We start from the raw sequence: 12,460 nt of genomic DNA on the forward strand, positions 1-12,460 counted from the left end.
TCCCTGTAGGTTTCACCCTTTTTAACATGGGTTGAATGCTTAATTATCCATTTAGGACTTAAATTTACAAATGATTAAATCCCTGTCTAAATCACTGGCTGGCCTGAGTATCGGGTTGATCGCCATGGGTTGCAGCACTTCTGCTGTGATTACCGCACTTCCAATTAGCTACACAAATACCTCCGAAAGGATCTCCGAATTGTCCGAATCAGATACTCAAGGTTGGGGTCATCTGGATTTGATCAAAGACACTGTTCCGGGGATGAGTGTAAATCGGGCCTATGCCGAGCTTTTGAAAAAGCGAAAAGGCCAGACTGTCATCGTGGGAGTCATCGACTCGGGTATCGATCTGAATCATGAGGATATCCGGGATGTCCTTTGGGTAAATAAAGGAGAAAAACCCGGTGACGGCATTGACAACGACGGAAACGGCTATATAGACGATGTGTACGGTTATAATTTCCTCGGGGAATCTTACCATGAACAATTGGAAATCGCCCGAATCATCCGCCTCAAAATCGGAGATGAAGCCTATCAGGCAGAGGCGAGAGCCGCCCTGGAATCCAAACTTCCTGAAGCGCAGGCAGGACTTCCACAGCTTGTGCAGATTGAGCAATTTGTCAGTATGGCTCATCAGAATATCCAAAAACAACTGGGGAAAGAATATTATTCCATGTCCGAGCTTGAAAAATATCAGCCAAAAAGCCCTCAGGAAGAACAGCAAGTGGGAATTTTAATGCAGGTAATGGCTATGGGACAGGATATTCCTGCTGCTTTGGCTGATCTGAATGAAGGAATAAATTATTACAAAGGTCAGGTAGAGTACCACCTCAATGTAGCCTTTGATGGAAGAAAGCCCGTGGGGGACAATCCCTATGATATAAATGACAAAAAATACGGAAATGGCAACCCCACTATCCGAAACAAAGACGAAAGCCATGGGACACACGTCGCAGGGATCATCGCTGCCACCCGAGACAATAATAAAGGTGTCAACGGTGTAGCTAAAAATGTGTCCATTATGAGCCTCAGGACTGTTCCTGACGGAGATGAATATGACAAAGACGTGGCCTTGGCTATTCGTTATGCAGTGGACAATGGAGCTAAAGTAATCAACGCCAGTTTTGGTAAGAGTTTTTCCCCAAATGCAGAATGGGTATACGAGGCTTTGGAATATGCCGCATCCAAGGATGTCCTTTTCGTTCATGCTGCCGGTAATGACGGGAAAGACCTGGATGATCCTGAAAACAAAAATTTCCCCAATGACCATAAGTTTCAAAATTCTCCCGAGTTTGTAGAAAATGTAATCACCGTCGGTGCGCTTACTTCCAATTTTGGCTCCTCGATGATTGCCACTTTTTCAAACTATGGAAAACAAAACGTAGACATCTTCGCTCCGGGAGACGGAATCTATTCGACCATGCCTGACAACAACTATGAATTCCAGGGAGGCACATCCATGGCAGCACCAGCTGTGGCAGGAATAGCTGCTATGATCCGATCCTACTATCCGCAGCTTTCTGCAGTACAGGTAAAACAGGTCATCATGCAGTCCGGAATTTCACCACAGGTGAAGGTGCAGCTCGGAGGTCCTGACGGGACGGAAAAAACGTTTTTGGAAATATCCAAATCAGGAAAAATAGCCAATCTCTACAACGCAATCATTCTGGCGGATCAAGTATCCCGCGGCACGGCCAAGCTGTAAGATTACAAGAAATCAGATGGGAGGATGGAGGAAAATATGGTGAGAATATGACTTCACAAAATCATCAAAAATTAATCTCCACAGGAAGCTTTGAAACAGGTTACCAAATTGGCTTGTGGAAGTGGGGAAAATCCAGACTTTTACAGCATCTGCATAGTTTACATCCCAAATAAAACCAAAACGGCCTCCGAGATCAACTCGGAGGCCGTTTTGGTTACAATAAAATTTTAGCTACAGGCTATTTTATTCACCCTATTTTGGTGCCTGCCACCTTCAAAGTCAGTAGTCAGGAAGATCTCCGACAGTTTTTCGGCATGCTCATAGGATATAAATCGAGCCGGAAGCGCAATCACGTTTGCATCATTATGCTGACGCGCCAAAGCCGCCAGGTCCTCATTCAAACAAAGCGCTGCACGGATTCCCTGATGCTTATTTGCGGTAATAGCTACGCCATTTCCGCTACCGCAAATCACAATACCCAAGTCAAATCCACCACTTTCGATTGCTTGACAAAGCGGGTGGACATAGTCAGGATAGTCAACCGAATCAGAAGAGAAAGGACCGAAATCTTTCACTTCATATCCCTGAGCGGTAAGCTTCTCAATCAGTTTGCCTTTGTAGTCAAACCCGGCATGATCACCTCCGATTGCAATTCTCTTCTTCATGGTTTATTGATTTTCTTCAGGATGATTACGCAGATATTCTGCTTCCACTAATGCTCTTTTCTTCTCCAGCCGCTTTGCAATAGAAATCCCCACTTCATACAATACCATAATTGGCATCGAAATGAGCAGTTGAGAAATCACATCCGGAGGAGTAATAATGGCAGAAATAATCAAGATTACCACAATGGAGTGTTTTCTGTAGGCCTTTAGCATCTTAGAAGTAACTATCCCCGACATGGATAGAAAGTAAATCACAACAGGTAATTGAAACATAATAGCCGAGGCCAAGACCAGCATCACCAAGGTGGTCACGTAGGAAGAAATGTCAAACTCATTTAAGATCGAGGGATCCAGTTGATAGTTTGACAAGAAGTTGATTGACAGTGGTGCCAGTATGTAATATCCAAAAGACGCACCCAAGAAAAACAGAAAGCTTACAAAAAACACGGCTCCGCGGGCTGCATTTTTCTCCTTGTCATACAATCCTGGACTGATAAATCTCCAGAATTCCCAGAACACATAGGGGAAAGCAACAATAAAGCCTACCACTAAGCTCGATGTCATGTGCATGGAAAACTGTCCAGTCATTTGACGGCTTTGGATTGTGAATGGTAGATCATCAATACAAAGTGCTGGCACATTGAACGAATTTGCTATGTCACAAAGTACCCTGTACGTAAAGAAATCCACTTTGGAAGGTCCCAAAATAATGATTCCAAACACGATATTTTTCGCCAAAAAGGCAATAACCGTAAAGACCAGAACTGCCGCCACTGATCGGAGCAAATGAAAGCGTAAAGCTTCCAAATGATCCAAAAACGACATTCCTTCCTCTTCCTCTTGAACTTGATCTAGGGCCACTTTGGTTATTCAGTAATTAGTATAATGGAAATTGAACCATCCAAGCATTGACTTCTTCCTTGATTTTAGCAAGGCTCGCTTCGTCCGAATGGCTCTTCAAAGCACGGTCGATCAAGCCGACGATTTTTCGCATATCGTCTTCTTTCAGTCCCCGAGTAGTTACAGCAGCGGTCCCGACCCGCATTCCCGAAGTCACAAAAGGCGACTTGGTATCGAATGGAACCATGTTTTTATTAATCGTAATGTCAACTTTCCCGAGTGTTTCCTCAGCAAGCTTTCCCGTCAGGTCTTTATTTCTCAGGTCTATTAGCATTAGGTGATTGTCTGTCCCACCAGAAATAATCTGGTATCCGCGACTTACGAACTCTTCTGCCATAATGGATGCATTCTTTTTCACCTGAATGACATAATGCATGTATCCGTCAGAGAGTGCTTCTTCAAATGCTATCGCTTTTGCAGCAATAATATGCTCCAAAGGGCCACCCTGAGTGCCCGGAAATACCCCCATATCAAGCAAGGCTGACATTTTTCTTACTTCTCCCTTTGGAGTAGTCAGTCCCCAAGGATTGTCAAAGTCTTCCCTCATCAAAATCAATCCCCCTCTTGGACCTCTTAAGGTTTTGTGGGTCGTAGTGGTCACTATATGACAATACTCCAAAGGATCATTCAAAAGTCCCCTTGCGATCAATCCTGATGGGTGGGAAATGTCCGCAAGCAAAATTGCTCCGACCTCGTCGGCGATTTCTCTCAGCCTTTCGTAGTCCCAGTCTCTGGAATAGGCCGAGGCTCCACAGATCAACATCTTGGGCTTTACTTCTAACGCCTTTTCTTCGACTTTATCGTAATCGATCACGCCTGTCTCTTCTTCTACACCGTAAAAATTCGCCTGGTATAATTTACCAGAAAAGTTAACCGGTGATCCATGGGTAAGGTGTCCCCCATGAGAAAGGTCAAATCCAAGAATCGGGTCACCTGCCTTCAGACAAGCCAAAAAAACTGCAGCATTAGCTTGGGCACCGGAGTGCGGCTGAACATTAGCCCAAGTCGCTCCAAATAACTTCTTAGCGCGGTCGATGGCAAGCTGCTCTATTTCATCTACCACTTCACAGCCACCATAGTAGCGCTTACCAGGCAAGCCCTCGGCATATTTATTGGTCAGGACACTTCCGGCCGCCTCCATCACTTGTTTACTTGTAAAGTTTTCGGAAGCAATCAGTTCGATGCCTCTTTTTTGTCTGTCTTCTTCTCTAGCAATAAGGTCAAAAACAAGCGAATCTCTTTTCATAATCAGGGGTTTGAAAGCAAGGTATATCTGTCAGCTCCAATCCGACAGTTTTGAAAACGAGTCCAAAAATAACCTGAAAGTCCCTATAATCCAATGTGAAAAAGCACTTGAAAAGTGGTATGGTGATAAAGTTGAAAAGTAATTGGTTAAAGCATCCCAATACTCCTGATATTTAAAGGTTTAGAATCTTTGTAAAAGGTGAAAGCATAATTCATACAACTTGGAAAAATGTAATTGTCATGAAAATACCGCTAAGCCTAAGTGCATTTCATGAATCTTACATCGTAATTTTAATTCATGTTTGATTTCAAGTATCAGCCTGAAAAATATTTTAAGGGAGAGTCCAATTCTGTCTTATTGGTGCGCCTCCACTATCCCGAAAGTACCTGGGGTGAGCAAATATCCCTCTATGCTCATTTACTGGAAGGAAAAGTCCAGTTTGAAGCAGTGGATTTTTATGGAAATGAGTATCTACTCTATCCGAGTAGTGCTTGGGAACCTCTTTCTTTTGAAGATTTGATCTATCTGATCGAAGGAATGCAAGTAAATCAGGATTCAATGGAAGGAAATATTGCCTTGGTATTAGACGGCATTCCAGAAGCTGAAAGTGAGTTTTACCACGAGCTCAAAACCTATTTTGAGGAAAAACGAAAAAATTTTGGCTTGGACTAGAAATCCAGCAAAGCCTGGCGATGCCCTGACATTTGCTGGCTTTTAAACCAATATTCGTAGGTATCAAAATCAAGACAATCGCACAGCTCTATTCCCTGGAAAAAAATATTCTTCAGGTAACTGACCGGAATAAATGATTTAAGCGAGCGGGCTTGATCTACCGTGAGCTGTGAAAGCTGTATCCACTTTTTACCTTCAATAAAAATAGGTGTCAATTTAGTCATGGGAATAGTTTAATTCATGCCAAAAGTATGTTGATATTCAAGACCATACAATAAATCAGAATTATTTCTATGTTAAATAAAAATAAGTTTCAACATATTCGGGGATGATTGGGGTAATCCTTGCAATTAGCAGTCTTTTTCTAGGTCTATTTCTTCAGAAAGCACCGGGTTTTCCGAGAAATACTGCATCAAGGTGGGTTCAGGCCTATTTGATCAATATGGTCTTGCCTGCCTTAGCCCTACTCTACATTCCCGAAATCAAACCTTCCTGGGGCTTACTCATTCCGATTTCTGCAGCCTGGTTTACTTTTTTGGGCTCTTGGGCGCTATTTGGCTTTCTTGGAAAAAAATACAACTGGGGCCGAAATACCACCGGCTGCCTGATCATCGTAGCAGGATTGGCAAATACTTCATTTTTGGGATTTCCGGTGATTGAAGGCCTATACGGAAAAGCAGGATTACCTACTGCATTACTGATTGATCAAGGAGGTTCTTTTTTGATCGTCTCCTCGCTTTCGATTTTGGTGGGTTCCCTATATGGAAATCACAGCGAAAGCCTGCGAAAAGTACCTCTCAAAATCCTCAAATTTCCTCCTTTTGGTTTTCTTGTCGGCACCTTGATCATGAGTTTCCTCAATCTTAATACTCCCGAACTCCTCATTCCGCTTCTCCAACTCATCGGGAAAACGATGCCTCCAATGGCGCTTCTGGCGATTGGTTTAAAGTTCACTGTGGATAGGCGCTCCCTGGCCTCACGGTTTTTCTGGTACGGATTGGGGTACAGACTTATACTTGCTCCGGCCGTAGTTTGGATGATCTACCGAAATTTCCTACCTGCAGATTCATTGGACTTAAAAGTAACGGTATTGGAAAGCGGCATGGCTCCTATGATCACAGGATCAATCGTTGCGATGAAGTTTGGACTTCAACCCAGGCTCGCCACGCTGCTTTCAGGATTAGGTATGCCGATTTCGGCGATTAGCCTGTTGATTTGGTATTTTCTTTTAGGTTAACTAGCCCCAAAACTCATTTAGTACTTTCAGAAAATCAGCGTGAATTTTACCATTGCTCGCCACGATTTTTCTGCCAAACACAAAATCATCCTCACCTTCAAAATCAGTCACCATTCCTCCTGCCTCCTGCACGATCAATGCTCCTGCAGCTACATCATAGGAATTGAGATTATACTCAAAAAACCCCTCAGTACGCCCTGAGGCTACATAACAAAGATCTACTGCAGCCGACCCAAGTCTCCTCAGGCCATGCGTTTTCTGCATGAGGGATTTCATGGTAGCCAAATACTTATCGATCAGCTCAAAATTGTAATAGGGAAAACCCGTAGCAATAAGAGAAGCCGAGAGATCAGGTGCTGTACTTACTTTGATTCTTGTGTCGTTGCAATAAGCCCCTCCACCTTTCATGGCATAAAAACACTCATGTCGGTTGACCTCATAGACCACGCCAAGGATAAGGTCTTCATTTTCCATTAAGGCAATACTCACCGCAAATACAGGGATGTTATGGATAAAATTGGTAGTCCCATCCAAAGGGTCAATGACCCAATTGTAGACTTCTCCTTTAGTAGTAGTGGTGCCTTCCTCTGTAATAAATCCTGCCTCAGGCAAGATCAGGCTCAATCGATCTACAATTTGACGCTCTGCTTCCTTATCCACATACGAAACCAAATCATTGAAGCCCTTATGCTCCACCTTTTCCACACTAAAATGCTGACGTTCCTTTCTTATAAATGCTCCAACTTCTTTCGCTATTTCCTGAGTTTGTTCTACTAATTGAGTAAGCTTTTCTTGGGTAATCATTCGTTTTGGTAGTGATTTAATGTTTGAAGCCGAACTAAAACAGAGGTGAAAATTAATTATTTAATTAATTAAAATGAAACTTTGCGGTAGAAAATTAAGTAGTCTGATTGCGCGATTCCTGTTTTTCGCTTTTCCCTGCAATCACCAAAACAATTTCACCTTTGATCGGGTGGGTTTGATAGTACTCAATTAGTTCTTCCAAAGTTCCCCGCACATTCTCTTCGTGCAGTTTGGTCAATTCTCTTGATACACATCCTTGCCGAGTTGGGCCAAAGGCCTCGGCAAGTTGCTCCAAAGTTTTCATCAGTCGATGAGTGGATTCATATAGGATGATCGTTCGGGTCTCTTCCATCAGCGATTCGATTCTGGTTTTCCGCCCTTTTTTATGTGGCAAAAATCCTTCAAAAACGAATCGGTCATTGGGAAGGCCACTATTGACCAAGGCAGGCACGAAGGCTGTTGGGCCGGGGAGGCATTGCACGTCCAAACCCGAAGCAAGAACCGCTCTTACCAGTAAAAACCCGGGGTCTGATATTGCCGGGGTTCCTGCGTCACTGACCAAGGCAAAAATTTCCCCACGCTTCATCCGCTCCACCAAATTTCCGGCGGCTTTATGCTCATTGAAAATATGGTAGCTCTGAAGCGGTTTGGAGATATCGAGGTGTTTGAGCAGGATTCCACTAGTCCGGGTATCTTCCGCCAGAATTACATCCACAGACTTCAATACTTCAATTGCACGTATTGTAATGTCCTTCAGATTGCCAATCGGAGTTGGCACAAGATAAAGACTGATGGGAGAATCACTCATTCCTAAATTTCGTCGATTGCTTTCGCCAAGTTACGATCTTTTTCGGTCACCGTGTTTCCCTTATCGTGTGTAGTCAGTTCGATATCTAAGGTATTATACACATTGGACCAATTCGGGTGATGGTTGTGCTTTTCGGCCAAAAATGCAACACGCATCATAAATGCAAACGCTTCCTGAAAATCAGAAAACCTGAATGACTTTGTCAGTTTGTTATTTTTCTCAACCCACATAGCTTTAAATTTTTAAAGTGAAATTACTCCTTCGATCGATGAAGCTTTCTCATAGATTTCTATAATCTGATCCGCACTGTCCATCATTGCTTTGATTGTTGCACTGACGTATTTTCCTCCTGAGCTTGGTTTAAGTGCTATTTCATTTTTCGGAAATAGAAATTCAATTTGAGTTTCTTTTCCGTTTGGCACAATGAACTTGAACATATATAACATGGGAAACTGACCCGCAGATTCTAATTTATCCTTGAATGCTGCTTTGTTAAACTTGCTATCCATACTCAAACTTACTTTTTTCTTTTCAGAAGTGATCTTAAACAAAAAAACCCATGCCTTGCGACATGGGTTCCTTTTGGTTGGCTATTTTAATAAAATTTGTATCTGTAGTCTTTCACATCAGCCAAATCCTGCAAGGCCATCATGATCTGATAGGTCATTCGCTGTGAACCTGACTGACTCATCTGAGCCTGATAGGAGGTGTAATCGCCAATCTCAGTGGAAGGAGTGAGGTTATTCAATCTTCCTACCAATATTCCGATATCTTCCTGAACAGGCTTGGTAAGTTGACCTGATGCTTTGAGCCCAAAGATGGATCCTATCGCTTTTGGAGCAAAACCAACTCCGGGAATCACGGAAGCACTCAGCCTCAAATCAGGAATATCATTGATTACACCATCGGCAAAGACTGCCTTCATTTCTTCCAACGTGGTCTTTCCTGCCAACTTTTCAGCGATCATTGCTGCTTTCTTTTCATTTCTAACTTGCTGCTCGACTTGCTCTCTTACGTCTTCAAGCTTTGCTTTGCCTTCCTGCTTTTTGCTCACCACTGAAGCAACCACGTAGGAATTATCAAGTTCAAAAACCTTGGAGACTTTGCCTGGGGCACCTTCTCCAAAAACCCAAATGATTACTTCACGGGCATTTTGCAGGTTGTTCAGGTTTCTGGAAGTTGCATCAATATTATTAGCCTGAAGGATTCGGTATCCTTTGTCAGTGGCATTCGCAGTGAATTCATTTCTGTTACCACTTTCAGCAGCAAAGGAATCCGCATTTCTGAATGCTTCATTCCTGGTTGCATCGGAGGCACCCAATTCCAACTCTAAAACAGCCAATTTGGTATACCTTGAATTAGGAAGCTCGGTCACTTCGATGATATGGTAGCCATATTCTGTCTCTACCACATTTGGCAATAGGCCTTTTGATTTAGCAGCGAATGCAGCATTGGCAAAAGGCTCAACAAAATCTGCTTTGGCAAACCAACCCAAGTCACCACCATTTTGTGCGGTACCATCTTGCCCATATTGACTGGCTGCTTGCGCAAAATTCCCATTTGCTTTGATGTCTGCCAAGACTCCTTCTGCTTGAGATTTTACAGCAGCTTTGCCGGCATCGTCCATTCCTTCAGTGCCAAAGAGAATATGAGAAGCTCTCATTCTCGGAGTACCGTCATATTGGTCTGTAATCTTATAAGTCACATAGGTAGAGTTGGCCGTTACATAAGGCCCATAAGCCTGTCCTTTGACCGGTTCAGCAACATTGCTTGTGAGGCTGGCCGGAAGCAAGTCTCCCGGTCTGATGGTGATAAACGGATTTTGAATCTCCGAATTTCGGCTCACAAAAGCCGAATCATTCTCAGAAGTCTTAAGCTCTTCGGTCAGTTCATTCATTCTGGAAATAACTTCCAATGAATCCTGTCCACTCGGCAAAATACTGAAAGATACATATTCAATATTGGCAGAATTACCTACCCGAAACTTATCCTGATTTTTGCTTAGATAGGCAATCAACTCTTTTTCCTCGATTTTGACGTCTCCATCTGGAATCACATAATAAGGAATGTATAGAATGGAAGCATCTGCAATGGTGTTTGCTGCTTTATGCTCCAGTTTCGCTTCCGCAGTGGTGAAATATTCAGACGTTGCCAATAAGTTATCATACTTGATCCGCAGTCTAGCTTGGGCAAAGAGTTGCTCCTGTTGCGCCCATCCAGCCTGCTGCGCAGGGTCTGCCGTCTCTAAAGACTGTAGAAAAGCGATCAGTTGATTTTTGTCAAATTGCCCGGTCTGCGGATTTACCAGCTGAGCTCTCAGCTCCGGCACGATATTTTTCCCCTGAACCATATCCACCAATTCTGCACTTGACACTGTCAGGCCGAGCTTCTGGTATTCCTCGTCGAATACTCGCTCCACGATCATCGCTTGCCAAGCCTGCTCTCGTACTGAGACCATTTCCGGTTCTGAAGGAATCCTTCCGGTACGTTGTTGAAACATCCCTTTGAATTCTTCCACTTTGAGTGAATACTCTTCAAGCGTGATATCTTCTCCCGCTATTTCCCCAACAATATTTTTATTGGAACTGAGCAGACTGGAATTTGGACTCAAAAGGTCACCACCGAGAAGGAATAGAATCAACCCGCCGGCAATTACACCGATCATGAGTCCTGTCCGCTGTCTAATTTGTTTAATTAACGCCATTTTATAGTACTTCGCTTTTTAGAAGTGTCGCAAAATAATAGCATTAGGGGCGAAATTCAAAATTTAACTCAGAACAAAGTCTGAGCTATGCATTGGATGATTCGTTGATTTTCAGTCGTACAGTCTCGATCCGGTGGGCGAGCTTGGTCATAATCGTGAACGTGTATCGTTCGAAAACAACAGTATCTCCTTTGTTGGGAAGATTCTCCGTGAGCGATAAAATCAGCCCTGACAGGGTTTCAAAGTCTCCATAGGGCAAATCCCACCCGTATTTATCGTTGAGATAGTCAATTTCATGACGGGCACTCAGCAGGTATTCATCTTCGCTGATTTTCTGTTGGATCAATTCATCGTTGTCATATTCGTCCTCGATTTCTCCAAAAATTTCTTCAATAATATCTTCCATTGAAACTATTCCGCTGGTTCCTCCAAACTCATCCACCACCAAAGCCAAACTTTTCCGTTCCTGAATAAACTGTATCAGAAGTTCATTTGCCAAAGCTGACTCAGGTGCGATAATGATAGGAGTCAAAATTTCTTCAATGGTTTTCGGCTTTCGAAAAAGCTCCAGCTGATGACAATACCCAATCACTTCATCAATAGTCTCCCGATAGACAATCACCTTGGAATGACCGCTTTCCTCAAATACTTTTTTCAATTCTTTTATCGAATCATCCACTTCTACGGAGACGATGTCAGTACGGGGTACCATGCATTCCCTCACTCGAACTGTTTTAAACTCAATCGCATTGTCAAAGATCTTGGAATCTATCTCCATCTTTTTGTGATTGGAGTTAGCCTGACGGAAATGCTCTTTAATAAAGGCGTTCAGATCAGTCACTTTAAAGACGGGCTTTTCTTCATTGTATTCCAATCGAAGGATCTTGGTGATGAACACTCTCGAAAGACTGACAATCAACCAGACTATGGGATACATGAGGTAATAAATCCCAAAAAATGGCAGTGCGAACAGCGAAAGCAGGCTATTTGGATTCAGCATGAAGAAGCTTTTCGGGAGAAATTCTCCAGTAATCAGCACCACAAAGGTTGAGATCACTGTCTGAGAAAGCAAAATAACCGCCTCATTGTTCAAGGATTCCGGAAGCAGATTTCGGATGGGTTGGTCCAGCAAAAACGCCATAAAAATACCGTAGAGAACGAGCATGATCGTGTTACCGATCAAGGTTGTTCCGATAAATTGACCGGGCTTCTGGACAAATTTGCTTAGCACCTTGCCGCTAAGGAGTCCCTGTTTATTCTGAAGTTCAATCTGTAGTTTATTGGCAGAGATGTAGGCAATCTCCATTCCGGAGAAGAACGCGGAAAAAATCAACGTCACAATGACATATAATAGATAAGTAGTGTCCATGCTCAGCGTTTCTTCTTTTGTTTTGGTTTTGGCGGTGTCCCTTTTTCAGCAGCAAGCACTTTGTTTCGTCGCAGTTGAAACCAAAATAACAAGGCTGCTGCAACCATAAATATAAAGTAGGAGCCACCTATTCCTACGGTCATACTTTGATGAATTCCTATTATACTCAAGGCTAAAGCCAAGGAAAGGATCAATACATCTCCAAGTTTCATCTGTTTATATTTTGTTTTTTAATGGTCAGATGGAATGCCCTGAATAATCATTCCCCTGTGTGAGAAGCCTTTCTCATGGGCATTTCATGTGTTTATAATTTGGTTTTTAATTGCCACATGGAATACCCCCAGATAATC

Annotated in this window: 14 protein-coding genes; 3 read left to right on the top strand and 11 right to left on the bottom strand. The window is 43.0% G+C overall.

Annotation, left to right across the window (positions count from 1 at the left end):
• Positions 1 to 70: 70 nt before the first annotated feature.
• Positions 71 to 1,705, top strand: coding sequence for a S8 family peptidase (locus BLQ81_RS00255; protein WP_092727949.1), 1,635 nt, complete (start codon positions 71 to 73; stop codon positions 1,703 to 1,705).
• Positions 1,706 to 1,932: 227 nt separating this feature from the next.
• Here the strand turns inward: BLQ81_RS00255 and rpiB are convergent, their stop codons facing one another.
• From rpiB to glyA, 3 genes are read right to left on the bottom strand one after another with little or no spacing between them, the layout of a single operon-like run.
• On the bottom strand, positions 1,933 to 2,370 hold the full coding sequence (rpiB, locus tag BLQ81_RS00260) for a ribose 5-phosphate isomerase B (RefSeq protein WP_092727950.1): 438 nt from the start codon (positions 2,368 to 2,370) through the stop codon (positions 1,933 to 1,935).
• A 3-nt stretch (positions 2,371 to 2,373) separates the two neighbouring features.
• Entirely contained in the window at positions 2,374 to 3,231 is an 858-nt protein-coding gene (gene tatC / locus BLQ81_RS00265) for a twin-arginine translocase subunit TatC (protein WP_092727951.1), read from the bottom strand.
• A gap of 16 nt (positions 3,232 to 3,247) precedes the next feature.
• Positions 3,248 to 4,516: a serine hydroxymethyltransferase gene (gene glyA / locus BLQ81_RS00270; RefSeq protein ID WP_092727952.1), complete on the bottom strand. Its 1,269-nt coding sequence runs from the start codon at positions 4,514 to 4,516 to the stop codon at positions 3,248 to 3,250.
• Between the two features lie 297 nt (positions 4,517 to 4,813).
• On the opposite strand from glyA, the gene BLQ81_RS00275 reads away from it, so the two are divergent.
• Positions 4,814 to 5,188: a UDP-glucuronosyltransferase gene (locus tag BLQ81_RS00275; RefSeq protein WP_092727953.1), complete on the top strand. Its 375-nt coding sequence runs from the start codon at positions 4,814 to 4,816 to the stop codon at positions 5,186 to 5,188.
• Here the strand turns inward: BLQ81_RS00275 and BLQ81_RS00280 are convergent.
• Positions 5,185 to 5,412, bottom strand: a complete 228-nt coding sequence (locus tag BLQ81_RS00280; RefSeq protein ID WP_092727954.1) for a hypothetical protein — start codon at positions 5,410 to 5,412, stop codon at positions 5,185 to 5,187. The two genes, BLQ81_RS00275 and BLQ81_RS00280, sit on opposite strands and share 4 nt — an antisense overlap.
• Positions 5,413 to 5,516: 104 nt before the next feature.
• Here BLQ81_RS00280 and BLQ81_RS00285 point away from each other — a divergent pair, with 104 nt between their 5' ends.
• Positions 5,517 to 6,425 (top strand): AEC family transporter, encoded by a 909-nt coding sequence (locus BLQ81_RS00285; RefSeq protein ID WP_092727955.1) that lies wholly within the window; start codon positions 5,517 to 5,519, stop codon positions 6,423 to 6,425.
• Here BLQ81_RS00285 and BLQ81_RS00290 read toward each other — a convergent pair whose 3' ends face one another.
• The 7 genes from BLQ81_RS00290 to BLQ81_RS00320 all read right to left on the bottom strand — a co-directional run bounded on the left by BLQ81_RS00290 (position 6,426) and on the right by BLQ81_RS00320 (position 12,322).
• A complete protein-coding gene (locus tag BLQ81_RS00290) occupies positions 6,426 to 7,229 on the bottom strand; it encodes an inositol monophosphatase family protein (RefSeq protein WP_092727956.1) in 804 nt (267 codons plus the stop codon).
• Positions 7,230 to 7,323: 94 nt separating this feature from the next.
• The gene (rsmI, locus tag BLQ81_RS00295; protein WP_092727957.1) at positions 7,324 to 8,037 is read right to left on the bottom strand and encodes a 16S rRNA (cytidine(1402)-2'-O)-methyltransferase; all 714 of its coding nucleotides are present in this window, start codon (positions 8,035 to 8,037) and stop codon (positions 7,324 to 7,326) included.
• A gap of 2 nt (positions 8,038 to 8,039) precedes the next feature.
• Complete coding sequence (locus BLQ81_RS00300; RefSeq protein ID WP_092727958.1) at positions 8,040 to 8,267, bottom strand: 4a-hydroxytetrahydrobiopterin dehydratase; 228 nt, start codon at positions 8,265 to 8,267, stop codon at positions 8,040 to 8,042.
• 12 nt (positions 8,268 to 8,279) lie between these two features.
• Positions 8,280 to 8,546: a DUF493 domain-containing protein gene (locus BLQ81_RS00305; protein ID WP_092727959.1), complete on the bottom strand. Its 267-nt coding sequence runs from the start codon at positions 8,544 to 8,546 to the stop codon at positions 8,280 to 8,282.
• An 86-nt stretch (positions 8,547 to 8,632) separates the two neighbouring features.
• Entirely contained in the window at positions 8,633 to 10,741 is a 2,109-nt protein-coding gene (locus BLQ81_RS00310; RefSeq protein ID WP_092727960.1) for a peptidylprolyl isomerase, read from the bottom strand.
• Between the two features lie 85 nt (positions 10,742 to 10,826).
• Complete coding sequence (locus tag BLQ81_RS00315) at positions 10,827 to 12,110, bottom strand: hemolysin family protein (protein ID WP_092727961.1); 1,284 nt, start codon at positions 12,108 to 12,110, stop codon at positions 10,827 to 10,829.
• Between the two features lie 2 nt (positions 12,111 to 12,112).
• Complete coding sequence (locus BLQ81_RS00320) at positions 12,113 to 12,322, bottom strand: hypothetical protein (RefSeq protein ID WP_092727962.1); 210 nt, start codon at positions 12,320 to 12,322, stop codon at positions 12,113 to 12,115.
• Between the last annotated feature and the right edge of the window lie 138 nt (positions 12,323 to 12,460).

The organism is Algoriphagus alkaliphilus, from assembly GCF_900103735.1.
In the GTDB taxonomy this organism is placed as follows: domain Bacteria; phylum Bacteroidota; class Bacteroidia; order Cytophagales; family Cyclobacteriaceae; genus Algoriphagus; species Algoriphagus alkaliphilus.

What these genes read in the sequence shown, in the direction of transcription:
- BLQ81_RS00255 (WP_092727949.1), top strand. Translation starts at nt 71, where the DNA reads ATGATTAAATCCCTGTCTAAATCACTGGCTGGCCTGAGTATCGGGTTG.
- rpiB (WP_092727950.1), bottom strand. Translation starts at nt 2,370, where the DNA reads ATGAAGAAGAGAATTGCAATCGGAGGTGATCATGCCGGGTTTGACTAC.
- glyA (WP_092727952.1), bottom strand. Translation starts at nt 4,516, where the DNA reads ATGAAAAGAGATTCGCTTGTTTTTGACCTTATTGCTAGAGAAGAAGAC.
- BLQ81_RS00275 (WP_092727953.1), top strand. Translation starts at nt 4,814, where the DNA reads ATGTTTGATTTCAAGTATCAGCCTGAAAAATATTTTAAGGGAGAGTCC.
- BLQ81_RS00280 (WP_092727954.1), bottom strand. Translation starts at nt 5,412, where the DNA reads ATGACTAAATTGACACCTATTTTTATTGAAGGTAAAAAGTGGATACAG.
- BLQ81_RS00285 (WP_092727955.1), top strand. Translation starts at nt 5,517, where the DNA reads ATGATTGGGGTAATCCTTGCAATTAGCAGTCTTTTTCTAGGTCTATTT.
- BLQ81_RS00290 (WP_092727956.1), bottom strand. Translation starts at nt 7,229, where the DNA reads ATGATTACCCAAGAAAAGCTTACTCAATTAGTAGAACAAACTCAGGAA.
- rsmI (WP_092727957.1), bottom strand. Translation starts at nt 8,037, where the DNA reads ATGAGTGATTCTCCCATCAGTCTTTATCTTGTGCCAACTCCGATTGGC.
- BLQ81_RS00300 (WP_092727958.1), bottom strand. Translation starts at nt 8,267, where the DNA reads ATGTGGGTTGAGAAAAATAACAAACTGACAAAGTCATTCAGGTTTTCT.
- BLQ81_RS00305 (WP_092727959.1), bottom strand. Translation starts at nt 8,546, where the DNA reads ATGGATAGCAAGTTTAACAAAGCAGCATTCAAGGATAAATTAGAATCT.
- BLQ81_RS00310 (WP_092727960.1), bottom strand. Translation starts at nt 10,741, where the DNA reads ATGGCGTTAATTAAACAAATTAGACAGCGGACAGGACTCATGATCGGT.
- BLQ81_RS00315 (WP_092727961.1), bottom strand. Translation starts at nt 12,110, where the DNA reads ATGGACACTACTTATCTATTATATGTCATTGTGACGTTGATTTTTTCC.
- BLQ81_RS00320 (WP_092727962.1), bottom strand. Translation starts at nt 12,322, where the DNA reads ATGAAACTTGGAGATGTATTGATCCTTTCCTTGGCTTTAGCCTTGAGT.